The 24,826-nt window shown below is 58.4% G+C and carries 28 protein-coding genes and 2 pseudogenes; 16 read left to right on the top strand and 14 right to left on the bottom strand.

What is annotated here, in order from left to right; genetic code table 11:
* The 4 genes and pseudogenes from FFS64_RS02080 to FFS64_RS02060 form a co-directional block, all read left to right on the top strand.
* Positions 1-135 (top strand): integrase core domain-containing protein (locus FFS64_RS02080; RefSeq protein WP_171017041.1); only part of this gene is annotated, 135 nt, incomplete at its 5' end.
* Positions 136-183: 48 nt separating this feature from the next.
* Positions 184-600 (top strand): annotated as a pseudogene (locus FFS64_RS02075) (HNH endonuclease); the annotation flags it as partial.
* Between the two features lie 352 nt (positions 601-952).
* The gene (locus tag FFS64_RS02070) at positions 953-2,143 is read left to right on the top strand and encodes a colicin E3/pyocin S6 family cytotoxin (RefSeq protein WP_137804019.1); all 1,191 of its coding nucleotides are present in this window, start codon (positions 953-955) and stop codon (positions 2,141-2,143) included.
* Between the two features lie 573 nt (positions 2,144-2,716).
* Positions 2,717-3,682, top strand: a complete 966-nt coding sequence (locus tag FFS64_RS02060; RefSeq protein ID WP_137804017.1) for a hypothetical protein — start codon at positions 2,717-2,719, stop codon at positions 3,680-3,682.
* Positions 3,683-3,694: 12 nt separating this feature from the next.
* Here the strand turns inward: FFS64_RS02060 and FFS64_RS02055 are convergent.
* Positions 3,695-4,042 (bottom strand): annotated as a pseudogene (locus FFS64_RS02055) (hypothetical protein); the annotation flags it as partial.
* A 66-nt stretch (positions 4,043-4,108) separates the two neighbouring features.
* Positions 4,109-4,477: a hypothetical protein gene (locus tag FFS64_RS02050; RefSeq protein ID WP_095193252.1), complete on the bottom strand. Its 369-nt coding sequence runs from the start codon at positions 4,475-4,477 to the stop codon at positions 4,109-4,111.
* A 248-nt stretch (positions 4,478-4,725) separates the two neighbouring features.
* On the opposite strand from FFS64_RS02050, the gene FFS64_RS02045 reads away from it, so the two are divergent.
* A complete protein-coding gene (locus tag FFS64_RS02045) occupies positions 4,726-5,043 on the top strand; it encodes a helix-turn-helix transcriptional regulator (protein ID WP_137804016.1) in 318 nt (105 codons plus the stop codon).
* Positions 5,044-5,210: 167 nt separating this feature from the next.
* On the opposite strand, the gene FFS64_RS02040 is transcribed toward FFS64_RS02045, so the two are convergent.
* Together FFS64_RS02040 and FFS64_RS02035 are read right to left on the bottom strand one after the other, a co-directional pair.
* Positions 5,211-6,704 (bottom strand): amidase family protein, encoded by a 1,494-nt coding sequence (locus FFS64_RS02040; RefSeq protein WP_256660386.1) that lies wholly within the window; start codon positions 6,702-6,704, stop codon positions 5,211-5,213.
* A gap of 111 nt (positions 6,705-6,815) precedes the next feature.
* Positions 6,816-7,916: an MBL fold metallo-hydrolase gene (locus FFS64_RS02035; protein WP_137804014.1), complete on the bottom strand. Its 1,101-nt coding sequence runs from the start codon at positions 7,914-7,916 to the stop codon at positions 6,816-6,818.
* 199 nt (positions 7,917-8,115) lie between these two features.
* On the opposite strand from FFS64_RS02035, the gene FFS64_RS02030 reads away from it, so the two are divergent.
* The gene (locus FFS64_RS02030) at positions 8,116-8,727 is read left to right on the top strand and encodes a TetR/AcrR family transcriptional regulator (protein WP_137804013.1); all 612 of its coding nucleotides are present in this window, start codon (positions 8,116-8,118) and stop codon (positions 8,725-8,727) included.
* Positions 8,728-8,803: 76 nt separating this feature from the next.
* Here the strand turns inward: FFS64_RS02030 and FFS64_RS02025 are convergent, their stop codons facing one another.
* A complete protein-coding gene (locus FFS64_RS02025) occupies positions 8,804-9,745 on the bottom strand; it encodes a LysR family transcriptional regulator (RefSeq protein ID WP_137804026.1) in 942 nt (313 codons plus the stop codon).
* Between the two features lie 15 nt (positions 9,746-9,760).
* Between FFS64_RS02025 and FFS64_RS02020 the strand changes: the two genes are divergently transcribed.
* Both FFS64_RS02020 and FFS64_RS02015 read left to right on the top strand, forming a co-directional pair.
* Positions 9,761-10,468: a CTP synthase gene (locus tag FFS64_RS02020; RefSeq protein ID WP_137804012.1), complete on the top strand. Its 708-nt coding sequence runs from the start codon at positions 9,761-9,763 to the stop codon at positions 10,466-10,468.
* Positions 10,465-10,788 carry an antibiotic biosynthesis monooxygenase gene (locus FFS64_RS02015; RefSeq protein WP_137804011.1) on the top strand — a complete coding sequence of 108 codons (324 nt, stop codon included), beginning with the start codon at positions 10,465-10,467 and terminating at the stop codon, positions 10,786-10,788. Before FFS64_RS02020 ends, FFS64_RS02015 begins: the two co-directional genes overlap by 4 nt.
* A gap of 127 nt (positions 10,789-10,915) precedes the next feature.
* On the opposite strand, the gene FFS64_RS02010 is transcribed toward FFS64_RS02015, so the two are convergent.
* Complete coding sequence (locus FFS64_RS02010; RefSeq protein ID WP_137804010.1) at positions 10,916-11,242, bottom strand: DUF2025 family protein; 327 nt, start codon at positions 11,240-11,242, stop codon at positions 10,916-10,918.
* 222 nt (positions 11,243-11,464) lie between these two features.
* Here FFS64_RS02010 and FFS64_RS02005 point away from each other — a divergent pair, with 222 nt between their 5' ends.
* The 4 genes from FFS64_RS02005 (at position 11,465) to FFS64_RS01990 (ending at position 14,685) form a co-directional block, all read left to right on the top strand.
* Positions 11,465-12,598: a glycerophosphodiester phosphodiesterase gene (locus tag FFS64_RS02005; RefSeq protein ID WP_137804009.1), complete on the top strand. Its 1,134-nt coding sequence runs from the start codon at positions 11,465-11,467 to the stop codon at positions 12,596-12,598.
* A 124-nt stretch (positions 12,599-12,722) separates the two neighbouring features.
* A complete protein-coding gene (locus FFS64_RS02000; RefSeq protein ID WP_095193244.1) occupies positions 12,723-13,028 on the top strand; it encodes a PepSY domain-containing protein in 306 nt (101 codons plus the stop codon).
* Between the two features lie 158 nt (positions 13,029-13,186).
* Positions 13,187-13,489 (top strand): PepSY domain-containing protein, encoded by a 303-nt coding sequence (locus FFS64_RS01995; RefSeq protein WP_137804008.1) that lies wholly within the window; start codon positions 13,187-13,189, stop codon positions 13,487-13,489.
* 173 nt (positions 13,490-13,662) lie between these two features.
* On the top strand, positions 13,663-14,685 hold the full coding sequence (locus FFS64_RS01990) for a transporter (protein ID WP_137804007.1): 1,023 nt from the start codon (positions 13,663-13,665) through the stop codon (positions 14,683-14,685).
* Positions 14,686-14,770: 85 nt separating this feature from the next.
* Here the strand turns inward: FFS64_RS01990 and FFS64_RS01985 are convergent, their stop codons facing one another.
* Positions 14,771-15,208, bottom strand: coding sequence for a multidrug/biocide efflux PACE transporter (locus tag FFS64_RS01985; RefSeq protein ID WP_137804006.1), 438 nt, complete (start codon positions 15,206-15,208; stop codon positions 14,771-14,773).
* An 88-nt stretch (positions 15,209-15,296) separates the two neighbouring features.
* On the opposite strand from FFS64_RS01985, the gene FFS64_RS01980 reads away from it, so the two are divergent.
* Positions 15,297-16,151, top strand: a complete 855-nt coding sequence (locus FFS64_RS01980) for a LysR family transcriptional regulator (protein ID WP_137804005.1) — start codon at positions 15,297-15,299, stop codon at positions 16,149-16,151.
* Positions 16,152-16,279: 128 nt separating this feature from the next.
* Here FFS64_RS01980 and FFS64_RS01975 read toward each other — a convergent pair whose 3' ends face one another.
* The 3 genes from FFS64_RS01975 to FFS64_RS01965 all read right to left on the bottom strand — a co-directional run bounded on the left by FFS64_RS01975 (position 16,280) and on the right by FFS64_RS01965 (position 18,366).
* The gene (locus tag FFS64_RS01975; protein ID WP_137804004.1) at positions 16,280-17,515 is read right to left on the bottom strand and encodes an RNA polymerase sigma factor; all 1,236 of its coding nucleotides are present in this window, start codon (positions 17,513-17,515) and stop codon (positions 16,280-16,282) included.
* Between the two features lies 1 nt (position 17,516).
* Positions 17,517-17,861, bottom strand: coding sequence for a YciI family protein (locus FFS64_RS01970; protein ID WP_137804003.1), 345 nt, complete (start codon positions 17,859-17,861; stop codon positions 17,517-17,519).
* Between the two features lie 79 nt (positions 17,862-17,940).
* On the bottom strand, positions 17,941-18,366 hold the full coding sequence (locus tag FFS64_RS01965; RefSeq protein ID WP_137804002.1) for a nuclear transport factor 2 family protein: 426 nt from the start codon (positions 18,364-18,366) through the stop codon (positions 17,941-17,943).
* 140 nt (positions 18,367-18,506) lie between these two features.
* Between FFS64_RS01965 and FFS64_RS01960 the strand changes: the two genes are divergently transcribed.
* Complete coding sequence (locus FFS64_RS01960) at positions 18,507-18,992, top strand: N-acetyltransferase (RefSeq protein ID WP_137804001.1); 486 nt, start codon at positions 18,507-18,509, stop codon at positions 18,990-18,992.
* 145 nt (positions 18,993-19,137) lie between these two features.
* Here FFS64_RS01960 and FFS64_RS01955 read toward each other — a convergent pair whose 3' ends face one another.
* The 3 genes from FFS64_RS01955 to FFS64_RS01945 form a co-directional block, all read right to left on the bottom strand.
* Positions 19,138-19,626 carry a GNAT family N-acetyltransferase gene (locus FFS64_RS01955; protein WP_137804000.1) on the bottom strand — a complete coding sequence of 163 codons (489 nt, stop codon included), beginning with the start codon at positions 19,624-19,626 and terminating at the stop codon, positions 19,138-19,140.
* A gap of 96 nt (positions 19,627-19,722) precedes the next feature.
* On the bottom strand, positions 19,723-20,208 hold the full coding sequence (locus FFS64_RS01950; RefSeq protein ID WP_137803999.1) for a GyrI-like domain-containing protein: 486 nt from the start codon (positions 20,206-20,208) through the stop codon (positions 19,723-19,725).
* A 66-nt stretch (positions 20,209-20,274) separates the two neighbouring features.
* Positions 20,275-20,937: a LysE family translocator gene (locus FFS64_RS01945; RefSeq protein WP_137803998.1), complete on the bottom strand. Its 663-nt coding sequence runs from the start codon at positions 20,935-20,937 to the stop codon at positions 20,275-20,277.
* 139 nt (positions 20,938-21,076) lie between these two features.
* Here FFS64_RS01945 and alaC point away from each other — a divergent pair, with 139 nt between their 5' ends.
* Both alaC and FFS64_RS01935 read left to right on the top strand, forming a co-directional pair.
* Positions 21,077-22,288, top strand: a complete 1,212-nt coding sequence (alaC, locus tag FFS64_RS01940; RefSeq protein WP_095193233.1) for an alanine transaminase — start codon at positions 21,077-21,079, stop codon at positions 22,286-22,288.
* 186 nt (positions 22,289-22,474) lie between these two features.
* Positions 22,475-23,371 carry an RHS repeat-associated core domain-containing protein gene (locus tag FFS64_RS01935; RefSeq protein WP_137803997.1) on the top strand — a complete coding sequence of 299 codons (897 nt, stop codon included), beginning with the start codon at positions 22,475-22,477 and terminating at the stop codon, positions 23,369-23,371.
* A gap of 65 nt (positions 23,372-23,436) precedes the next feature.
* Here the strand turns inward: FFS64_RS01935 and FFS64_RS01930 are convergent, their stop codons facing one another.
* Complete coding sequence (locus FFS64_RS01930; RefSeq protein ID WP_137803996.1) at positions 23,437-24,789, bottom strand: GntP family permease; 1,353 nt, start codon at positions 24,787-24,789, stop codon at positions 23,437-23,439.
* Between the last annotated feature and the right edge of the window lie 37 nt (positions 24,790-24,826).

Here is a 24,826-nt window from a genome sequence, read left to right as displayed (position 1 = left end):
CCCAAGCCGGATCGAGAAACGGCCTTACGCAACCTGGCAATTGCCTTCGAACACTACAACGAGCAGCATCCGCACAGCGCTTTGAACTATCGCTCGCCGAGGGAATTCAGGCGTTTGGCAGCAGCATCAATTTAACAGGGAGTTGGTGTCCGGTTTTGTAGGGGCAAGTCCATACAGGGCATTCGTAAAGCACTTGCCTCTGACGCTTCTGAACCGTCTGCCGACGAAGATACGCTCGAACGTCGAGCCATAGCCCTTGAGCAGAACCTGTTTGAGAGGGAACCGAAAGGTATCTTGAAACCCAAGCAAGCCCTTTCCAGCATAACCGCTTACATTCGTGATCCCGAAGTAAGGGCTTGGGTTCGGCAGAAAGCTAAAGGTATCTGTGAGGGCTGTGGTCAGCTTGCACCGTTCGAGAAGAACGGGTCGCCGTTTCTAGAAGTTCATCACGTTAAGCATTTGGCGCAGAAAGGCTCGGATCGGGCAAGTAATGCGGTCGCACTTTGCCCGAACTGCCACCGACGTTGCCACCATTCGAGTGATCGGGACGAGTTCACAGCTTCCCTTTATTCAAAGGTTAAACGGTTGAAACCCGAGTAAACGAGTAGAAAAAACCTGTGGCAAGGATTTACCCCCATTCGACTGCGCAGCGGAACAACTCATTATTCTGGAATACCGCGCTCGCAGGTTTGGAATCGCTACGCGACCCAACGGGGATGAATCCCCTCGCCACATTGCGACAGCTCCGTTCAGTCATATGGCCCCCCCACCGATTTAGCCAAGTAAGCTGAGGGAGCTGCGAGCTGTACAAACTCTGCTCTGTCATTCTGAGCATTCGAGACAACCCCTACGGTCATTAAAGAACCGCCCTACAGCCACAAACTGTCCCGCTCGTTAACGTCGCGCAGCCCTTACTCGGGGCTGCCGATGGACGAACACACAAGGACAGTCAGTGGCTCGCAACAAGGACATTCCCCTCGTTAGAAACCCGCCCTCCGGTGACGGTCATCACGTCACCTACCGCTTCATGACGGCCACTGAACTGGCCGAGCGCGAGGCCCGGCAACAAGACTACGAGGCCATGCTCGCCAGGCAAGACGCATACATGCGCAAGCGCCAGATCGTCGAGGTCGAACAAGAAGCTGTTCAAGTGGGCTGCGTCTTCGCCAAGTCCTGCAAGCTGCCGGATGCGGTCATCAACTACTCGAATCCTTCGGGGATGGTGCCCACCGACAGACTTGAGGATTACGGTGAAATCGCCTGGCTTGGCGCGCGTGAGATAGGCGATGGCGGGCTGCTGAATCTGAAAACGATAAGTGGTTCGACCGTTGCGCTTGGTGTCGGGCAACTGGCACTTCGCGCTCCTGCCCTCGCCGCCCCGGCCACAGGTGCCGCAGTTGCAGTCGGTGCAGCTACTACGGCTGTTTTGTCCGGTCTGGTCGCCGTGTTCTGGTCACCCAGCCTGGGCGACAGCGCCCTCTATACCGAAGACCAACTGCGCGCCCTCAAACAAGCCCGCACCCGCGTGCGCCTGCAAATCGAGCAACAGGCTGACGGCAGCCTCAAGGGTTACGGCTTCTACACCGGCAACAATCGCGATTGGGAGATGGTCGATGTCGTGCAGATCGCTTCGCGCGGTAGCCAGTACGTCGCCGACCTCGGTGAAGGTATCGAACTGATCTGGACCCCGGCCGTCGACGGCTCCGACATCCTCGGCATTCCCAAACTGGAGACTGCTCCACAGGCGCCGCATATCTGGGTTTTCCCGCCGACGAAGCAGGCTGACGCCATCATCGTGAATCCGATTTATCCGCCTGAGTACAAGGATTTCATTCTTGTGTTTCCGGTGGGGTCGGGGGTTAGGCCGGTTTATGTTGTGGTGAGTGTTTCTCATAAATACCACCCTAAACCGGACCTATTACCCGCATTCCCAGGTGCAAAATGGGCCCCACCCAAAACACGTATGAAGGGTGGCGGTCTCCGCCCTCGTTGGAAGGATGGTACTGGAACAATTTACGAATGGGACTTTCAGCATGGCGCAGTGGAGAAATACAACAAACGTGGGAAACACTTAGGAGAGTTCGACCATAACTCAGGAATTCAAACAAAACCTGCAGATCCGACACGGAGTATAGAGCCTTGAAGCACACAATAATGGGAGTACGCGATGGGGATGATTTCGCGTCATATGAAAAAACGCTCCCCATTCCCAGCGACGAGCTAGCTGCATTAATGGGCTGGAAACGTGAAGAAGATTATGTGTACGACTACAAACTGACGAAAAAGCAAATCAGCGAAATAGAGAAGATTTGCGCCATATCATTCCCACACAACCTAACTCTGTTTTTAACCTGTAGTGATAGTCGATAACTGAAATGATTCCGAGTGAGTGAGTTGAACAAAAACCTGTGGCGAGGGAGCATGTCGGAACGCCGCACCGTCCCGCTCGACTGCGCAGCCGTCGTCAATCCGCGCAACGCGGTCTGCCTGATTTACCGCGTTAGCTGGTTTTGGGGTCGCTTCGCAACCCAGCGGGGATGAATCCCCTCGCCACAGGTGGGTGTTCGACTTGGTGTCTGTTGTGGGCTTGGGATTAGCGAGCAGGCACGCAGGTTTGGTGGGTTGCCGTTGATTTTGTGGTGTGTTGAAAACAGTGAGTGCAACCGGTCTCGCCTCCCGCTATTAATACCCTTCCCTCTCACGGACCCGAGCCCCCATGAAATTCGACCTCGCCTACTGCCTCAGCCTCGACGACAAGTTGTCGATCTATGACGTGCGCGATCTCAATTTCGACGAGACCATGGCGTTCGATTCCGCCCAGGAGCATTTCCAGTGCCCCAACGATGCTTGTCGTTTGGCGTTCGATGCGGGGAATGGGTTGGGGACGTTTAATGCCAAGAATGTGAATTACGTGCGCACGCCGCATTTCAAGAATCTGCCGAGTACGCGGCATGTCGAGGGTTGTCCTTATGTGAGCCTGAAGACGCCCGCGTCGGAGGCGGATGGTACGGAAGCGGATGACGGTCGTGAGGAGCATTTTCCGTCGGAGTTGTTGCTGACGCGGCGTCAGTATGTGCGCAAGCCGCACAGTCCGAAGGGGCTGGTGAACGTTGCGCGGGATGAGGCGATTACGTCTTCAGCAGACACTGGCGTCGAGCCTTCAGCCCAGGATTCGGCACCGGACAAGACCAGTGTCTTCGCCCACCCCGTGGAGTGTTTTGTCTCGAATTTCGAGGACAGGGAGCTGCTTAAGCGCATGCCGCTGAAGATCGGTGAGCATGCGGCGACCTACGGGGCGTTTTTCAAGAAGATCGAGTATCTACAGGACAATAAGGGGCTGATTTACTGGGGCAAGGTCAAGGAGATCAAAGACTACACACAGAGCTTTCGCATCGATTTCGAGAAGAAGGTCTGGTTCGAGAAGAAGCCGTATTCGGTCAATGTTTACTTGAGCAAGAAGCTGATCGACAGCTACCGCAAGCGCAAGGCATTCCTGGAAGAAATCAAGCATGCCATCGAGAGTGGGCGTGAGTTGTACTGCTTCTTTTACGGGGTGACGCCGGCGTTGAAGCAGGTGCCGAGCAAGAAAAACCCCGAGCAGACGTTTGGGGTGTTCAGTGCCGACATTGAGAATCTGGATCACTTTATTGTGCGGGAGGCGCCGGGGTTGGAGGGGAAGTAATCCGTGTCGGCGTTATTGCAATGGTTCGCATGCTTCCCGGAGCTGATCTTCCAGCGCCCGTATCTCCCGCTTCACTTCCATGCGACGTTCACGGGCGGCTTGAATGCGAGACTCATCAAGGCCAGCGTAGCGGCGTAGCCAATGAACGATCATTTCCTCATCGGGGAAGTAATAGTCCTTGTGGCCTTTACTCCCTCGCGGGGTGTCGTTCATATCACTGTCGAAGCGGCCAGCCGCGAATTCATCCGGGGGCAACGTACCCCATTCGGCAGCGCAATCCTCGAATATCCAGGCAATTTCATTGAGGTGTTTTTGCGCACCGCGATGACCGCGCTTGTAGAAAACGTATTCGCGGCAACTGGCGGCTTCGGTACAGTTAAAGATCAACATCCTGGTTCTCTGGTAGAAGGCTGGTGGTAGCAGTTCTCAGTCCTGTCGCACGATCTCATCAACCCACTCCAGCTCATAGGGCTGGCGAACAACATGCGAGATGTAAGCCCGTGCGTCTTCACTGAGAGTCGATAACTCCGCCTCGGTCAGCAAGTCATGCATCACCATCAAAGCCAAGCCTCTGAGTGCACTGGAACGGGATTGGCTGTTCGCATCAAAGGCATCGTACATGTCCTTGTTTCGATCCCGAATCAAGCCATAGAGCATGCCATACCGAGCGTGAGCCGAGAGCGCCCCGTGTTGGGCAATTGCCTTGGCATCGGCCAGAACGCCCTGACAAAAACGATCGAGCGCAATCCTGCGCAGCTCCTTGAACTTCTTCCAGTCACTTTCAGCGATCGACATGATGTCCTCCTGCAAACAATTGAATGGCGAATATTAGATTGTTGCGAAAAAAACGATCCGCACCAATCTTCAAAATCGATGGATCAGTAGTTGAACCTCCATTGCACCTGGATGGCAAGGGAGCCACCGTCCGTCCGTAAGAAAGGTACGGTATAGAGAAATTCAAAAAATCAATTTGATCCGCGCTCAAAACAACTGTACAAAAACACAGTATTTTTTGATCAACACTCTCGAGCCCGGAGAACACCATGGCCTCTCAAGCGATGAAAATCACCCTGGAGCGTATCGCCCTTTTCCAATTCACCCCGGCCCATTGCGCCCAGGCCCGAGCGATGCTGGGTTGGAGTGTGGAGGAATTGTCTCGGGAAGCCGGGGTTTCGGTGGATGCCATTCAGCGTTTCGAGGCCAGGCGTGAGGTACTGGATGTCACGCGGTTGGCGTTGGCGTATCGGTTTGAGTCGGAGGGGCTGGTGTTCTTCCCAGGGTTTGCGCCGGGCCGTGGGATGAATGTGAAAGGGTCGACGCCGAATCCGGTGGGGCGAGCGGATTTTGCGATGGTTGAGTGAGTTGATGCGTTAATTGACGAGGGATCGATTGTAGGAGCGAGCTTGCTCGCGATGGTCGTTAGCAGTAACGCGTATTGACTGGCAAAACGCGGTGCCCTTGAGTAAATCGCGAGCAAGCTCGCTCCTACAGTACGATCGCCTTCGCATCCACCACTTTCACGCAATCACTACGGCTTGAACACAGGTACCCGCCGCGCATGGGAGACCTGTTCATACCCATACGCCAATGCCAGCAACCTGGCATCGCTCCAGCGAGGTCCGAAGAAGTAGACCGAAGTGGGTACGCCGTCATCGTCTATTCCCGAAGGCACCATGATGCCGGGGTATCCCGCCAGCGGTACGACGTTCATGGCGGGTGAAGCGACGTCTGATACGAGGGCGTCCAGTTGATGGGTTGTTAGCAACTGATCGATGGCGGCGGCGTTTTCGATTTGGATTTTCTGCCAGAGCTGGTTGTAGGTTTGCTCGTCGAAAGCAATTTTGCTGGCCGCCATCAAGGTGTCCTGGTTATGACCTTCGACGCTGGCGGCATTGAACAGCAACAGATCGTCCAGCGTCACGGCAGGAATACCGGTTCGAGTCGTCAGGTAACGAGGCAAGTCTCGCTTGATCCCCATTTGCAAAGCTTCCTCTACCTGCTCCGAAAGCGGGTCAATCAGCTCCACGGGGATCAAGGTTGCACCTGCTGCCTGCATGAGTTCCAGCGCTTGGGAAAACTGAGGGTCGGCCTGGAATGCCGAGGCGCCGCGATCAAATTTGGCGGGGTAGCCAATTCGCCGTCCGACCAGTGCGTTTGGACGCAACAAAGTGGTGAAGTCCACCGCTTCCAGGTTATGCGGCTTTTGGATTGGATCTGCGACATCGTTGCCCACCATGGCATTCAGCAGGAGTGCAGCGTCGCGAACCGTGCGCGCCATCGGCCCGGGTGTATCAAGTTTGTGAGTCACCGGAATAATGCCGCTTCGACTTAACAGACCCACGGTGGGTTTGATGCCCACCACACCATTCATGGACGCCGGGCAGCTGATCGAGCCAGACGTTTCCGTTCCGACGGTCAGGGGTGCAAAACCTGTGGCGACGGCTGCGGCAGAGCCGGAACTGGAACCACAGGGATCGCCACTGAGTACGTGCGGATTTTTGGTTTGCCCGCCCCGTCCACTCCAGCCGCTGGGGAGATCGGGGTCGCGAAAGTTTGCCCATTCGCTGAGATTGGTTTTTCCAAGAATCACCGCGCCGGCCGCCCTGAGGCGTTGCACGATAAAGGCGTCCTGCGCGGCGGGTTCACCGACCATGGCCAGCGAGCCAGCACTGGTCTGCATTTGATCGGAAGTGTCGATATTGTCTTTGAGCAATACCGGAATGCCATGCAGCGGACCTCGGGTGTAACCGCCCTTTCGCTCCCGATCCAGCGACTCGGCCATGGCCAACGCCTCGGGATTGAGCTCGATGATCGCATTGATCGCCGGCCCGTTTTTATCCAGCTTGTCGATCCGTGCCAACAGATGCCGGACCAGCATCACGGAATTCAGCTGGCCGCGATCCATCCACAGGTTGATTTCATCGACACTCAAGTACTCAAGCCCGGTCTCGGGCGCGGAGGTCTGCGCGCTCGCGACGCTCGCCGCCATTGAAAACAGGGCAATTCCGGCCAGCCGCTTCATGCAGCCGCTTAACGTTACGTCCATGTAAAAATCCTTCTGACTGATGGCGGATGAATGATTTCACCCGCTTTTCAGCCTACAGAAGCAGCCGAAATTGTCCGTCATCACGGCTCACAGCTTCTCGTACGAATGTTCGCCTCTGTTTGTAGTCGCCCTACCCGACGCTTTGTTGATCTCGGACATCTGCTGTTCAACCTCCAGCCACCACGCTCCGCCCCGCTGCGGATGCTTCAGGTTGAAAGCCTCACCCATCTGCGGCGTGGTGATCGAAACGCTGCGTTCCCAGGCCAGGGCCAGGATGCGGTCGAAGGGTTCGTACCAGGCGTGCATCGACAGGTCGAAGGTGCCGTTGTGGATTGGCAACAGCCAGCGACCTTTCAGGTCAAGATGGGCTTGCAGGGTTTGTTCAGGTTGCATGTGCACGTGCGGCCACTCGACGTTGTAGGCGCCGGTTTCCATCAGGGTCAGGTCGAACGGGCCGTATTGCTCGCCGATGCGTTTGAAGCCGTCGAAGTAGCCGCTGTCACCACTGAAGAAGATGCGCGCGTCGCCGTCGATCATCACCCACGAAGCCCAGAGGGTGCTGTTGCCGTCGAACAGGCCGCGCCCGGAAAAGTGTTGCGACGGTGTGGCAATGAAGCGAATGCCTTCGACCTCGGTGCCTTCCCACCAGTCCAGTTGCCGGACTTTGCTGGCGTCGATACCCCATTTGATCAGGGTGTCGCCCACGCCCAGCGGGGCAAGGAAATAACGGGTCTTGTCGGCAAGTTTCAACACTGCCTGATAATCCAGGTGATCGTAGTGATCGTGGGACAGGATCACCGCTTCAATCGGCGGCAGTTGCTCCAGGCTGATCGGCGGCTGATGAAAGCGCTTGGGCCCGGCCCACTGCACCGGCGAGGCGCGTTCGGCGAAGACCGGGTCAGTGATCCAGAATTTGTCCCGCAGCTTGAGCAAAACCGTGGAATGTCCGAGGCGATAGACGCTGTGGTTCGGCGCAGCGATCAGCGCCGCCTGCGTCAGAGATTGTACCGGGACCGGTGCGCTCGGGCGTGTATCGCGCGGTTTGTGGAAGATCACGTTCCAGAGAATGCGCAGGGTCTTGCGAAAGCCCTCGCGCTTGAACGGTGCATGGTTGCGGTATTGCCCTTGTGTCTGAAGGGAAGCGTCAGAGGTGTCGGCGATATCCGCCGGGGAAGTTGAGTTGGCCATGACTGAAATAACTCCAAAAAACCGTCGCTTGGGACGATAAATGGCCAAGGCACGCACGCATCAGCCGAACACTCTATTTATGACCGTGCAGGATTAACAATGCATTACACTGCACAGTGTAGTTTCTAGGTTGCATCAAAGCCGATCGCAAGTAAACTACCGAGTGTAATTTCCCCTTCATTCTGCCGAAGCCGCATTTATGACAGCTCCCCAGCGCCTGACCGACCGAAAACGCGAAGCCATTATTCAGGCGGCGATTGCCGAATTCCGGGCCAACGGTTTCGAGATCACCAGCATGGACAAGATTGCCGCCACCGCTGGCGTATCGAAGCGCACGGTGTACAACCACTTCCCCAGCAAGGAAGAGTTGTTCGCCGAGATCCTTAATCAATTATGGGCGCGGGTGACGGCAGAGCAGGAAACGCCCTACCGCCCAGACTTACCGCTACGTGATCAGTTACGCCCGATACTGGCGGCAAAGATGCAAATGCTGGGCGATGACAATTTCCTCGACCTGGCGCGGGTGGCGATTGCGGCTGCCATCCATTCTCCGGAACGTGCTCAGCGCATGGTGGCGCGCATGGGTGAGCATGAAGAGGGTTTGACCCTGTGGATTCGCTCCGCCCAGGCCGATGGTCGCTTGAAAGCGGTCGCCCCCGACTTTGCCGCACAGCAAGTCCAGGGCCTGCTCAAGTCCTTCGCGTTCTGGCCGCAGATTTCCATGGGTATGCCAGGTTTGACGGCCGAGGTGCAGGGCACGGTCGTGGAGTCGGCGCTGGACATGTTTCTGGCCTGTTATCAGGTGCCATAAATGACAATGTCGGTCAGGCCGATAGCCCCAAATCGATCACCGCAATGTATTTCAGGATGAAACTGGCGCTGCAGCTTTACGGCAACTTCAGCGCACGCCCCAACTCATCAAACAAGGTCACCACCGAGCGCAAGGCGCGACAATCCGGGCGGGTCAGCAGCCACAGCGCCGTGTCGTAACCCTGTAACGGCTCGCCCAGTGGCTGCAATCCCTTCCCGATCAAAAAGTCCGGCAACGCCGCCACGCCCAACCCCGCTCGAACCAGTTCCGTGACGGACAGCATGCTGTTGCAGCGATACCCAGGCGTCACGCCCGGCAGCGCTTGACGACGCCAGATCACTGTCGGGTGATCCGGCAGGAAGTCATCGGGGGCGATCCACATCAACGCAGCCAGGTCTGTGGTATCCGCCGATTGCAGATACCCCTCACTGGCACACACCCGGTACGCAATGTCCGCCAATCGGCGCCCCACCAAATGCTCCGGTGGCGCGCGGGTCAGGCGCAGGGCAATGTCGGCATCGCGGCGACTGAGGTTGGCAAAGTCATTGGACGTGCTGAGTTCCAGGGTCAGCGCCGGGTAGTTGGGCATGAACTGCGCCAGCGCCGGCAACAGCAAACCTTGCAGGACCGAATCGGTGCAAGTCAGGCGCACGGTGCCGCTGATGACTTCGCCCCCCTGCTCCACACCGATGCGCGCCGCTTCCAAGGCCTGTTCGGCCCGCTCCGCCTGCTCGGCCAGCGACTGCGCCAAGGTGGTGGCCAGGTAACCGGCGCGACTTTTTTCGAACAACTGCTGACCCAATGCGGCTTCCAACCGACGCACGGCCCGGAACACCGTCGAGACATCCACCTTCATCAGCTGCGAAGCCCGGGCCAGCGAGCCGCCGCGCACCAGCGCAAGGATCAGGGCCAGGTCTGGATAGTCCAGTCGATAGTGCGTCACTGCATTGATCACTTGGATAAACGCCAATATTGAGTGCGTGAACGCCAATCTATAGTGAGCGCCAGGAATCAACAAGCGCAGAGGCCACTCATGGAAAACCCCGTCACCCGCATCGCCCTGATTGGCGATTACGACCCGCAAGTCACCGCCCACCAGGCTATCCCAGTGGCGCTTGGGATGGCCGCCGAAATCACCGGCCGGAACGTGCAAGGGCAATGGCTCGCCACCGAGAGCATTGATGCCGGCGCGCCGCTCGATCAGTTCGACGGTTTCTGGTGTGTACCGGCCAGCCCCTATCGCAGCCTGGACGGCGCACTACGGGCGATTCGCTTTGCCCGCGAACAGCAGCGACCTTTCCTCGGTACCTGCGGCGGCTTTCAACACGCGGTGCTGGAATATGCGCGCAACGTGCTCGGTTGGTCGGATGCCGAGCATGGCGAGACGTCGCCCTATGCTGATCGCGCATTGCTCACACCCCTGGAGTGTTCGCTGGTGGAGACTGTCGACAGCATTCATTTGCGTGAAAGTTCGTTGATCGCCAAGGCGTATGAAACGTCCGAGATTCGTGAGGGCTATCGCTGCCGCTACGGTGTGAATCCGCAGTTCGAGCAGGCCTTGCTCCGGCATGATCTTCAGGGTGTCGGCCATGATCAATCGCAAGGCTTGCGTGCGGTGGAGCTCAAAGGTCATCCGTTTTTCGTTGCCACGCTGTTTCAGCCGGAACGCGCTGCGCTCAAGGGCATCCTGCCGCCGCTGGTACGAGCCTTGGTCGAAGCGTGCACGGAGCAGCGCTCATGATGGCCAATACACCGCCCGCGCCGTATTACGCGGTGATTTTCACTTCGCTGCGCACTGAGGGTGACCAGGGTTACGCCGAGGCCGCCGCGCGCATGGTGGAGTTGGCGCGCGAGCAACCGGGGTTTCTTGGGGTGGAGTCGGCGCGGGGTGAAGACGGGGTGGGGATTACCGTTTCGTACTGGGCCAGCGAGGCGGCGATTCTGGCTTGGAAGCATCATCCCGAGCACAGTGAAATTCGTGAGCGTGGGCGGTCGACCTGGTATGCCCGGTGTCATACGCGGGTGTGTCGGGTTGAGCGGGCGTATGAGTTCAGTCTGTAGTTGATTGGGTGTTTTTCAGGCCGTCTTCGCGGGCAAGCCCGCTCCCACATTGTCCGCGTAAACACTGGAGACCAAGTGTGGGAGCGGGCTTGCCCGCGAAGAGGACGGTACAGTCAGCCCAAAACCATCAGCCCCGCACCAAACTCCGCACCGCCGAAATCTCCGGCACATCCCGCCTGTTCATGTACACCCGCAACGGTTCGCTGATGTTGATCCTGTCGTCGATGTTCTGATCCAGCAGCAACTGAATCAACTCGCGCTTGAGGGTCATGATGTGTTCGGGGCCGGGTGCCCAGACGAATTCGCTGGTGGGGATGATGCCGTCGTCCGCCACGTCCATGCCGAAAGCATCTTCGCTGAAGCGGACGATGTAGCGGCCGGTCTTGCGATTGAGACCGACGAAGCCTTTGAGTTGGTCGGCAGCCTGGCAAATGAGCTGGGATGTGACGCGCATGGTAAACCTCACAAAAAGTGATCGTTGGTTTACACGCAGGGCCAGCGAATGGTTTTCCCTCTGCCGGGGAAGTTGCCGGGGTCAAGGGTACTGCAAACGAGCGCACAAAAACGCTGACGAACATCAGCTTTAAACAGGTTTATGTCGGTCTCGCGATAGCGCTGGCAACGCTCAGTTGTTAAAAGGGACGTCTTTGAAAACCATCGCGAAAGGATCTCGACCATGTCTGCCACCTTCACCAAAAGCGCCCTGATGCTGGGTTTGCTGCTCGGCACAGTTCAACTCCAGGCCCAAGCCGCCATCGAGCCTGACCCGGCTGCTTTGGCTACAAGATCGGGCATCCCCCACCCGGCAGTAATCGCCCACCGTGGCGCGTCGTTCGATGCACCGGAATCCACCGCCGCCGCCTACAAACTGGCCCGTGATCTGGGTGCCGATTACCTGGAACTTGACCTGCAACGCAGCAAGGACGGCGTGCTGTTCGCCCTGCACGACAACAACCTGCAACGCACCACCGACGTCGCGATCAAGTTCCCCGAGCGCAAGGACAGCCCGGCCACCGCCTTCACCATGGCCGAATTGAAAACCCTGGATGCCGGGAGCTGGTTCAACACCGCGTACCCGGATCGCGCACGCCCTGCCTACACGGGTCTGAAAATCCTGACCCTCGATGAAATCATCGACATCGCCCAGGCCAATCCACGGCACAAGCCGGGGCTGTACATCGAGACCAAGGAACCGCAGCAATTTCCCGGTATCGAGCATGACCTGAAGGCGAAACTCCAGGACCGTGGCTGGCTGAGCCCGGCCGGTTCGAAACTGGCGAAAAGCGAGCTGGCTGTCGGTCAGGGAAAAGGCAAGGTAATCCTGCAAACCTTCGAGAAGAGCAGCCTCGAACTGCTGCAAAAGGAAATGCCGCAGGTGCCGAAGATCCTGTTGCTATGGGTCGGCGAAGGCAATATCGAGCCTGCATCCAAGGTGACGTTTGCCGAGTCCGGCGAGAAGGACAAGGCTGAGTACTACGCCAAGCAGCAACCGAAGGACAAAGCCGAATTCCAGCGCTGGGTCGACTACGCCAAGGCCCAGGGAGCGATCGGCACCGGCCCGTCCGCCGCGTTGACCCAGGGTGGCGATCAAAGTTACGCGGATCTGGTGCAGCCCTGGATGAACCAGTACACCCACGATCAAGGCCTGCTGGTGCACGTCTATACCATTGATGAGGCGGTGGATTATCAGAAGGTCATGGATGCGGGGGTTGATGGGATCTTTACCAATCGCACCAGTGAGTTGTTGAAGTTCTATAAACGTCCGGCGGCGGCGAGTGTTGATCAGGTATTGAAGAACAACGGGTATTGATCCGGGACCGAGGCGTTTGCATTCGCGAGCAGGCTTTAGTCCAGACAAAGGGAATTTAAGGCTGAATTAAGTTGCCACAATTAATCTGATCCCACTTAAACAGCTCACCCAAGGAAAGAACCTCATGAAAACGTTGACTGCCCTGTTCGCCGCTGCGACCCTGACCCTCACTGCCGGTCTGGCCCAGGCCGATGTGCCCGTCGACCAGATCCCGCAACTGGTCAAGGACGGCAAGATCAAGCCGCTGGAAGAACTGAACCAGATCGTGTTGAAGTTGCACCCGGGTGCCACGATTACCGACAGCGACCTGGATCACCACTTCAATGGCTACGAGTACGAAGTCGAGTTGCTTGACGCCAATAAAGTTGAATGGGACGTGGATTTGAATGCCGCCACCGGCGAAGTCCTGAAAAACAAAAAAGACGACTGAAATACAAACGCATAAAAAGCCGCACGATTTCGCGATCGCGCGGCTTTTTTGCGCCCGAAGGTTTGTAAAACTTTGATTCGGTTAAAGTGCCTTTAAGGGTGGATTAAGTTGCGGCGATTAACTTGATCTCAGATTCACTCATCCAAGGAAAGAACCCCATGAAAACCGTGATTGCCCTGATCGCCGCTGTAACCCTGATCCCTGCCGCTTTGGTCCAGGCGAAGGAAGATGATGTCCTGCTGCACCAGATTCCTCAGCTGATCAAGGAAGGCAAGGTCAAGCCACTGGAAGAGCTGACCCAGATCGCCTTGAAGCTGCACCCGGGCTCGACGATTACCGAAACCCAACTGGAACATCGCTTCAAGGGTTACATCTACGAAGTCGAAGGACGCGACCCAAAAAACGTGAAGTGGGATGTGGACATACTGGCCGCTACCGGCGAAGTGCTGAACAACAAGTGAGGCAAACCGAGGCTCTGCGTGAAGCCGCACGGTCTGATGATCGTGCGGTTTTTTTGCGTCTGGGTAATCGGTCAGGGTCACGCCATCGTCACCAAACCGTCAAACGGCGTTGCGATGATGCGGCTCAAGTGAACCTGTAAAACCCGCGGCAGGCGCCTCCCTTGCGAGTCCTCATGAACCACAGCATCGATCAAAGCCATCGCGACCCGGATCTGTTCGGCTTGCTGTACGGATTCAGTTTTCGCCCCGGTGAACGCGGACGGGAGATCGACTCGGCCAAAGCGCTGCAATACCTGCAACAACCGCAGGACGACGAACAATTTCTCTGGCTGCACCTGAACCTCGCTCATGCCGCGTGCGAACGCTGGATGAAAAGCCATCTGGAATTGCCCGACGAGTTTTTCGAAGCCTTGCATGAAGGTTCGCGGTCGACGCGTATCGAGCATGTCGATTCGGCGCTGCTGGCGGTGGTCAACGATGTGGTGTTCAACCTCAGCAGCATGGTCTCCTCGGATGTTTCGACGCTGTGGGTGTGCGTGCGCAGTCGGCTGATCATCAGTGCGCGCCTGCAACCGTTGCACTCGGTGGACAAGTTGCGTTCGTCGGTAAAGGCCGGCGAGTGCTTTCGCTCGCCGCTGGAATTGCTGGTGCACCTGCTGCGCGATCAGGGTGAAGTGCTGACGCAGATCGTGCGCAAGACCAGCCTGAGCGTCGATCAGATCGAAGACGAGTTGTTGTCCTCGCGCTTATCGACCAACCGTGCCGAACTGGGCTCCAACCGAAGGGTGCTGGTACGCCTGCAACGCCTGCTGGCACTGGAGCCGGGCTCGTTGCTGCGGCTGCTCAATCGCCCGCCGCCGTGGCTGCAAAAGGAAGACGTCAAGGAGCTGCGCAAATCCACCGAGGAGTTTGCGCTGATCATCAACGACCTGACGGCGCTCGGTGAACGGATCAAGCTGTTGCAGGAAGAAATCGCCGCCAACCTCAACGAACAGAGCAACCGCACGCTGTTTACCCTGACCGTGGTCACGGTGCTGGCGTTGCCGATCAACATCATCGCCGGTTTTTTCGGCATGAACGTCGGCGGGGTGCCACTTTCCCAGGATCCGGAAGGGTTCTGGATTCTGGTGGCGCTGGTGGCGACCTTTACCGTGATAGCGGGGCGTTGGGCGTTTCGTAAGCGGCGGGATTATTGAGTGCCCCCTTGTGGGAGTGAGGCTTGCCCGCGAAAGCGGTGTCTCAGGTATGACGCCTTCGCGGGCAAGCCTCACTCCTACAGGGTTATGCGTGGCTGTGCTCACGCATAACGAGCCGCTCACGCACCACGTCATACACCCAGTGATAAACGTAGGTGTACGGCAGGAAAAACAGCAGTACCCCGATGTCGAGCAGGAACGCCTGCCACAGACTGATGTTCAGCCACCAGGCAATCAGCGGTACGCCAAGCGCCACCAGCCCGCCTTCGAACAACAGCGCATGCACCACCCGAACCCAGGCGTTGTGCGCAATGGCCAAGCGCTTGAGCACTCGGTCGAACAGGCCGTTGAACACCACGTTCCAGGCCAGGGCCAGGGCAGCAATGACGACGGTGACGACGCCCATTTCCACCATCGGCTTGTCCATGATCCACGCCAGCAAAGGCGTACAGATCAGGATGGCCAACAGTTCGAAACCGACGGCCTGGAAAATACGTTCAGTGATGGATTTGCGGGTGTTCATGACCTGACTCCTGAGTAACGATGGTTGCCATGGTCCAACATCACGCCGATACTTCATAACCAATAACCATCGATCAAGGCGATAGTTCATGGCCTCCCAGGAAGTGTTGCAGGCGTTCGTTCAGGCAGCGACGCAGGGCTCTTTTTCCGCCGCGGCGCGCAAACTGGGGCGCAGTCAGTCAACCATCAGTGCGGCGGTGGCCAGCCTGGAAATCGACCTGAACCTGACGCTGTTCGACCGCAGCAGCCGCAAACCCACCCTCACCCCGGCCGGGCATGTGATGCTGCAGCGAGCCGAGGACATCCTGGCCGCCACCAGCCGCCTGGAAATGAGCGCCAGTCAGTTGTCCCAAGGGGTCGAGGCCAAGCTGACCGTGGCCCTGTCCGACACCTACCAGTCCGACCGTTTCGAAGCGTCGCTCAGTGCGTTCGAGCAGCGTTATCCGGACCTGGAACTTGAATGCCTGATCGCCGAATGCGACGACCTGATGGCGCTGGTACAAAGCGGTCGGGCGCAGCTCGCGTTCGCCGAAATGCAGGACAGCTATCCGCCAGACCTGGTCAATTCGACAGTGGATGAACGCACGGAAATCGCCCTGTTCGTCTCGCCCAAACATCCCTTGGCCACGCTGAAACACATCGATCAGGAGGTGCTGCAACGGCACCGGGAATTGCGCCTGGCGACCATCGTCAATCCCTATGAAAACCGGGCGAAGGGGCGTGTCTGGTCGGCGCCGAGTTATTTGATGCTGCTGGAAATGGCCCAGGGCGGATTCGGCTGGGCACCGCTGCCGCGTTGGCTGGTGGAGCGTTTTGGTCCGGGATCGCTGCAGGAACTGCACGTGCGCGGCTGGCCGAAAACCGTTTACGTGGATGCACTGTGGTCGCGACTCAACCCGCCGGGGCCGGCGGGGAGCTGGTTATTGGGCAAGATGCTGGAATGAAGGTCCTTCGGCCCTTATCGCGGGCAAGCCACGCTCCCACAATATTTGATGGGGTACACACCATTTGTGGTCTGCTCAATTCCCTGTGGGAGCGTGGCTTGCCCGCGATTAAGGCCCGCAAGATCACCTCACTTCAACTCCTGTAATCGAGCCTTGATAAACCGCCGCTCCGGCTCTTGCCGGGTCAACGCCAAGGCCCGCTCGTACGCTTCACGCGCCTGCTCCACCCGTCCCAACTGCCGACAAAACTCCGCCCGCGCCGAATGCGCCAGGTGGTAATCCTGCAGTTCACCGCGAGCCAGAATCGCTTCGACCAGCGTCAACCCCGCCAACGGCCCATCGCGCTTCGACAGCGCCGCCGCGCGGTTCAACTCGATCACCGGCGATGGAACGGCCCGCAGCAGCACGTCGTACAGTCCGACGATCTGCTCCCAATCGGTATCCTCCACCGATGGCGCTTCGGCATGCACCGCAGCAATCGCCGCTTGCAGGCAATACGGGCCGAAGCGACGGGTGCTCAACGCACGCTCGACCAGCGCGCAGCCTTCGGCAATCATCTCGCTGTCCCATAACCCTCGGTCTTGCTCATCCAGCAAGATCAACTCGCCGCTCGCTGAGGTTCTGGCCACCCGTCGCGATTCGTGCAACAGCATCAGCGCCAGCAGGCCCATGACTTCCGGCTCCGGTAGCAACTCCATCAACAAGCGGCCGAGGCGAATCGCTTCGCGGGTCAGGTCCTCGCGGGTCACCTGGGTGCCGATGGACGCCGAGTAGCCTTCGTTGAACACCAGGTAAATCACCCGTAGCACGCTGTCGAGGCGTTCGGGCAACTCCGTCAGGGACGGCACTTGATAGGGGATTTTCGCATCGCGGATTTTCGCCTTGGCGCGCACGATACGCTGGGCGATGGTGGCCGGCGCCGAGAGAAAGGCCCGGGCGATTTCTTCGGTGGTCAGGTCGCAGACTTCCCGAAGGGTCAACGGCACCTGGGCGTCCGCTGCCAAGGCCGGGTGACAACAGGTGAAGATCAGGCGCAAGCGATCGTCTTCCACGTCTTCGTCACTCCAGTCGGCCTGCTCCAGCGCCTCCAGTTGCGCGATCAACAACGGTCGTGAGGCGGCGAAGCGGGCGCGCCGACGTAACACATCGATGGCCTTGAAGCGCCCGGTGGATACCAGCCAGGTGCGTGGATTGTCCGGCACACCGTCCTGCTGCCAGCGTTCGACCGCGACAAAAAACGCCTCGTGCAAGGCCTCTTCGGCGAGGTCGAAATCGCCGAGCAGGCGGATCAACGTCGCCAGAATGCGTCGCGACTCCTGGCGATAAATCTGCTCGACCCGCACCTGCACCGAAAGACCTGGCATCTCAAGGATTCAACTGGCGAACGGGGCGCACTTCGACACAGCCGACCCGGGCCGCCGGAATGTCCCCGGCGACCTGGATCGCTTCGTTCAGATCCCTGGCATCGATCAGGTAGAAACCGGCCAATTGTTCCTTGGTCTCGGCGAACGGGCCATCGGTGATCGACAGTTTGCCGTTGCGCATGCGCACGGTGGTGGCGGTCTGCACCGACTCCAGCGCCTCGGCGGCGACCATCCGGCCGCTACCCTGGATCGACTCGGCGTACGCCATACATTCCGCGTCCTGCGGGCTCTCCGGCAGCGAATGCAGCAGGTTTTCATCGCTGTAGACCAGACATAGGTATTTCATGGCGCTCTCCTGATCGAACGGATCAACTATGGTCGCAGATGGGCATTCTGGCGCGGCTTGCCGATCAACAGCCGGGCGATCAGGGCTGCAGATCGAACAGGGTCGCGCCGCTGGTCATGTCGAACGGCGCCGACCAGTGTTCGTGGACGATCTGCCACAACCCGGCCTCCTGCCGATAGCACGCGGTGACGCGCATCCAGCAGGCCTGGGTTTCACCCTTCTCGTTGGTGCCGCCGCAATGGGCCAGCCAGTGGGCAAATGCGATCTCCTGGGACGGTTCGATGGTCACTTCATGGAACTCGAACGTGTGCGGGCCGGGGCACATTTCCATGCAGGCCTGCCAATGGGCGCGATAAGCAGGTTTGCCCTTGAATTGCAGGGCTTTGACGGCGTCGAAGGAGACAATGTCATCGGCATACAGGGCCATGACTTTGTCCACGTCCTTGGCGATGACGGCCTGGCGATAGTTCTCGATCAGGTTCTGGATCTGGGTTTGTGAGTTCATGGTGGTTCTCCGTGGTTATTATTGGAAGACACCCTTAGTCGTCTGGCGATCCGGCGAATCGACAGGTGAAATAAAAATAATCCAAACGGCCAGACTCGCTAGAATCCGAGACTCATTTTTGATGGAAAAAGGACACTCCAGTGACAGCCCTACTCGTGCCTTACGAAAGCCTGAATGCGCTGCAGCGCCAGCAGGTCGAGGCCATTGAAGTTCACCCGGATCAAATCAAGTTCTCCGGGGATATCCACGGTGCATTGCACACCTTGCTGTCCCGCCCCGGCCCCGGTGTCAAAGGCTTTGCCCTGCTGGCCGACGACATCCCCGTGGCCTTCCTGCTGCTCAAGCGCCCGCCCGTGCTGCCGGCCTGGGCCGATGAGCAAAGCGCTACATTGCATGCCTTGCAGGTCGACCAGCGCGTTCAGGGCAAGGGCTATGGCAAGGCCTGCCTGCAAGCGTTGCCCGAGGCGGCGCGCCAGGCGTGGCCGGAGATCAGGGGGCTGGAGTTATCGGTGGATGCGGACAATGCCGCGGCCATCGCGCTGTATGCAAAGTATGGATATGTCGACAGTGGCGAGGCGTACAAGGGGCGGATCGGGTATGAGCGGCGGATGGGCCTGAGATTCTGAGGCTTATAGCCCTGGCACAACACCATCTCTGTGGGAGCGGGCTTGCCCGCGATGAGGGAGTCACATTCAACAAAAATGTCGACTAACAGTCCGCCATCTCGGGCAAGCCCGCTCCCACAGAGGGTCTTAAGTGTTCGACAGTTCTTTACAACTCCAACACCATCTCATGCCACGCCATCCCGCCATGGTCCGACGCCGAAGGCTTGACGTAGGCAAAGCCAAACCCGGCATACAGCGGGATATGCCGTTCCTTGCACATCAGGTTGATGCTGACCTTGTCCAGCGCACGCATGCGCTCGATGAATTCGCCCATCAGGCGCTTTGCCAGGCCCTGGCCTTGATAATCCGGATGCACCACCACCGACATGATCACCACGTGCGGGCCGGCCGGGTCGTGGCCGATCAGTTCCTTGAACGCTTCATCGGACATTTCCACCTGAAACGCCGCGCCGGAATTGATGAAACCGGCGACTACGCCATCCACTTCGGCAACGATGAAACCCTCGGGCCAAGTGGCGATGCGGGTGGCGATTTTTTCGCGGGTTGCGGCTTCGTCACCTTCATAGGCAACGGTTTCGATGGCGTAGCAGCGGTCCAGATCAGCAGGCGTGACGTGGCGGATGACGGTGTTCATGGCGGGTCGCAATCAGATGGAAAGGCCGGGGATCATAAATCAGCGTTGGCATGACATCGAGAGACGAATCGTCCGATTCGCCTCTCGATGCACGTCTCACGCCTTGATCGGCACCCAGATTTCCAGTTTTCCGGTATTGAGCTTCGGGTTGAAGTCCTCGCTGTAGCGCTCCAGTTCCGGTGCATCCAGCACCTCATGCCCGGACTGCGGTTGCCAGGTGCCGAAGATGTACTGAAACAGCTGCGGCAAGGTATCCAGCGGACCTTTGTGCTCGAACACCGCGTACCGCTGAGGCTGAACCTCTACCCAGCGGTATTGATCCGGCAAGTCGTCGAGCTTGCTGATTTCGACGCCGGCGATGTAGTCGAAGCCGCCCTTGCCATCGAAATTGCAGCAGACGCCGTAGGTCACTTCGCCTTTCTGGCCCGGGACGTTGCCGATGTGGGGATTGAATTTTTCCCAGAGTGCTGGAATGCCTTGGGTGGTTTGCTGGGTAAATCGACCGCCTAGCCCTGCGATCAGCAGGAAGTGTCCGTGTTCGAAGCGCGGCTCCGCCGGTTCGACGCGTGTTTGCTCATCCATGGCTCGACTCCTGGAGCGAAAAGTGGGTTCGGCTGGGAGTATAGAAGCCAAACCCGATTCGCCCAATTACAGGGCGTGCAACTGCTCGACGGCAACGCTGCCAACAAACTCGTTGTAGCCCGATAGAATCACGTATACCGCGAAATAGCAGAAGATCGCCGCCGATGCCATGTAGGAATAGCGCAGCAGTTTGTCGCCGAGCAACTTGCCACCATGGCTCGCCGCGAAGCACAGCCCCACGCACCAGAGAATGCCCGCGCAGAGAAACCCGCCAAGAAACAGCGCCGAGCTGATGGCCCCGCCGCCACCGGAACGTGCGATCAGCGTGCCGCCCACCGCAGCGAACCAGAGGATCGCACTGGGGGACGACATGGCGAGGAAAATCCCGCGGAAAAACTCCTTGCGATGGGAGTTGTGGCCGACTTCGGCAGTCTCGGCCAGCAGCGCCTCGTGGTGGATCGCCGAATAAATCATCTTCGCCGCGAAGTACACCAGCAGCGCCGAACCGCCGATCCACAGCACCCAGCGCACGGTTTCGTATTGCAGCAGGACGGTCATGCCGGCCAATGCCAGCACGGCGTAGATCAGGTCGCCGACACAGGTGCCCAGGCCCAGCGCGAAGCCTTGAAAATAGCCGCGCTGCATCGCCAACGTAATCATCGCGATGTTGGCCACGCCTATGTCCAGGCACAGCGAGAGGCTCAGCAAGAAGCCACTGGTAAATTCCATCGAACCGCTTCCTTCGGAAAAAAATGTTTACATGGAGGCTGGACAGTCTGCCACAGCTGCCCGTACATTCCGCCACAGGTCACCGCAGTGACCAGCGTCGCTCGGACGGTTCCGGGCGCTTACGTTATCCGAGGCAACAATGGCCGAACAAGGTTCGCCGCGCCGCTTTGCGCGCATCGATCGACTCCCCCCTTACGTTTTCAACATCACTGCCGAGCTGAAGATGGCCGCCCGTCGTCGTGGCGAAGACATCATCGACTTGAGCATGGGCAACCCCGACGGCGCCACCCCGCCGCACATCGTCGAAAAACTGGTGACCGTCGCCCAGCGCGAAGACACCCACGGTTATTCGACGTCCAAGGGCATTCCGCGTCTACGCCGGGCGATTTCCAACTGGTACAAGGAACGCTACGAGGTCGACATCGACCCGGAAAGCGAAGCCATTGTCACCATCGGTTCCAAGGAAGGCCTGGCGCACTTGATGCTGGCCACCCTCGACCAGGGCGATACGGTGCTGGTGCCGAACCCGAGCTACCCGATTCACATCTACGGTGCCGTGATTGCCGGCGCCCAGGTGCGATCGGTGCCGCTGGTGCCGGGCGTGGATTTCTTCGCCGAACTGGAACGGGCGATTCGTGGCTCGATTCCAAAACCGAAGATGATGATCCTCGGCTTCCCGTCCAACCCCACCGCGCAGTGCGTGGAGCTGGATTTCTTCGAGCGGGTGATCGCCCTCGCCAAGCAGTACGACGTGTTGGTGATCCACGACCTGGCTTACGCCGACATCGTCTACGACGGCTGGAAAGCCCCGTCGATCATGCAGGTGCCGGGCGCCAAGGACATCGCGGTGGAGTTTTTCACCCTGTCCAAGAGCTACAACATGGCCGGTTGGCGCATCGGTTTCATGGTCGGCAACCCGGAACTGGTCAATGCCCTGGCGCGGATCAAGAGCTACCACGACTACGGCACCTTCACCCCGCTGCAAGTGGCGGCGATTGCCGCGCTGGAAGGCGATCAGCAATGCGTGCGCGACATCGCCGAGCAATACCGGCAGCGGCGCAACGTGCTGGTCAAGGGTCTGCATGAACTGGGCTGGATGGTGGAGAATCCGAAAGCGTCGATGTATGTCTGGGCGAAAATCCCCGAGGCTTATGCCCACCTGGGTTCGCTGGAATTCGCCAAGAAACTGCTGGCCGAAGCCAAGGTCTGCGTCTCGCCGGGTGTGGGTTTCGGCGAATACGGCGATGACCATGTGCGCTTCGCCCTGATCGAAAACCAGGACCGGATTCGCCAGGCCGTGCGCGGAATTCGCGGGATGTTCAGGGCGGATGGTGTAGTCAGCAAATCCTGACACCTGACACATAAAACTGCAGGAACCCCTGTGGGAGCGAGCTTGCTCGCGATAGCGGCGTGACAGTCAACATTGATTTCGACTGACATTCCGCCATCGCGAGCAGGCTCGCTCCCACATTTGGTTTGTGGCGCGCCCGATGGAACCTGGTAGTTCTGTCAGTTCCCGACACTGGAACTACGTGAAATGCTGGAAGCCTTTATTGACGTGTCGTCAAACAAAGGCCCTCCCATGCCCACATCTAAACCTGCCAATCACATGTCCCGCACCTTGTTGTTAGTCGGCGACAGCAAAAACACCGTGCTCGCCGAAATGGCCGGCCGCATTCACCGCCTCCTCGCCTACTCCCCCTATGGTCAGCAGTCTGGCCAGCAGAAGGTCATGACGCACCTGGGGTTTAACGGCGAACTGCGCGAGGCGAAGACTGACTGGTATTTTTTGGGGAAGGGGTACCGCGTCTATAACCCGCGATTGATGCGGTTTCATAGCCCGGACAAGTTCAGTCCGTTCGGGAAAGGTGGAACAAGTTCGTATACGTATTGCGGTGGTGATCCGGCGAACGGTGTGGATCCGACAGGAGAAGCTTCGTTGTTTGATATATTTGCGGGTTTTTGGGCGATTATTTCTCCGGTCGGCAGAGGTGGCGCCAATGCGGGCCGAACGACCACAGTAACCACACAATCAAGTACGGGAGGAATTTTGGGTGCCATGAGTGGAGCCATGAAAAACAGCCAAGTCCCTTTTCTCAAATCCAATAAAACAACCTTGGGGAGATCAAAGCCACAACAGGGTTTGCCAAAAGGGGAAAACTATCCCCCCATCAAAGGCAGTACTCCTGGGCCACCTCCAACACCCTCAATAGATAAAACAAGAGCAACGCCTGCGCCCATATCTCGCAGCTCTATCAATAGTTCCTCCAGCCCTGGCTCCCGTAACAGCTCCTTACCATCTACCCCCAGCAGTTTCAGAACGATTTCCAGTTTTAGTAGCGGTTCATCAGGTTATGAAAGCTTGCCCGGAACAACAAATGCTGCACCTACGCTCGATATCGAGGCTCGACTTCAGAACTTGAGAGCCCCGTAACAGCCGCGGAAGGCACCCACAAAAAAACCGCATCGCTGCGGTTTTTTTGTGTCTGCCAAATATCGTTAAACGAACAACGACAACAACAGAATAAAGCCCAACCCCACCACCGACAGGATGGTTTCCATCGCCGTCCAGGTCTTGAACGTCTCTGCCACGGTCATGTTGAAGTACTGTTTCACCAGCCAGAAACCGGCGTCGTTAACGTGAGACAGGATCAACGAACCGGCACCGGTGGCCAGCACCAGCAGTTCACGGTTAACCCCTGGAATCATCCCGACAACTGGCACCACGATGCCCGCGCCGGTAATGGTCGCCACGGTCGCCGAACCGGTGGCGATACGGATCACCGCCGCCACCAGCCACGCCAGCAGAATGGGCGAAATCTGCGCCGCCACTGCCATGTTGCCGATGACATTACCCACGCCGCTGGTCACCAGCATCTGCTTGAAGCCACCACCGGCACCGATGATCAGGATGATCGCGGCCGTCGGCGCCAGGCTCGCGTCCAGCCATTTGAGCATCTGGTTGGAACCGATGCCTTGCTTGTAGCCGAAGGTGTACAGCGACAACAGCAATGCCAGCAACAGTGCCGAGATCGGGTGGCCGATCAGGTCCATGAAGGTACGGAAGAAGTTACCCTCCGGCAGCACCACATCGGCAAAGGTCTTGAGCAGCATCAGGAACACCGGCGACAGCACGGTGATCAGGGTGATGCTGAAGCTTGGCAGATCGGCGGAATCCGACTCGCGGGCCAGTTGATCCACCAGCTCCTGATTCGGGTGACCAGGGATGTGCTTGGCGATGAAGGTACCGAAGATCGGACCGGCAATGATCGCCGTTGGCAGTGCCACGATCAGGCCGTAGAGAATGGTCTTGCCGATGTCGGCGCCGAACACGCCGATGGCCAGCAGCGGACCCGGGTGCGGTGGCACCAGGCCGTGTACGGCGGACAAACCGGCCAGCAACGGGATACCGATCTTGATGATCGACACGCCGGTACGCCGGGCTACGATAAACACCAGCGGAATCAGCAACACAAAGCCGATTTCGAAGAACAGCGGAATGCCCACCAGGAACGCGGCGAACATCATCGCCCACTGCACCTTGTCCTTGCCGAAGGAGCGGATCAGGGTCTGGGCGATTTGGTCCGCCCCACCCGACTCGGCCATCATTTTGCCGAGCATGGTGCCCAGCGCGAGGATGATCCCGACAAACCCGAGTACGCCACCGAAGCCGTCCTGGAATGCCTTGATGATGGTGCCGATCGGCATGCCGGAGGTCAGCCCGAGGAAGGCTGCGGCGATGATCAGGGCAATGAAGGGGTGAAACTTGAACTTGGTGATCAGGACGATAAGCCCGATCACCGTGACCACTGCGTCGAGCAGCAGGAACGTCTCGTGGGACATGCCAAACATTAGGGGTGTCTCCTGGTTGTTGTTGTTATTAAAGCGG

This window comes from Pseudomonas sp. G(2018) (assembly GCF_005502415.1).
Lineage (GTDB): Bacteria > Pseudomonadota > Gammaproteobacteria > Pseudomonadales > Pseudomonadaceae > Aquipseudomonas.
The sequence above is the reverse complement of the archived record's forward strand: the minus strand, read 5'-3'. Positions and strand labels throughout refer to the sequence as shown.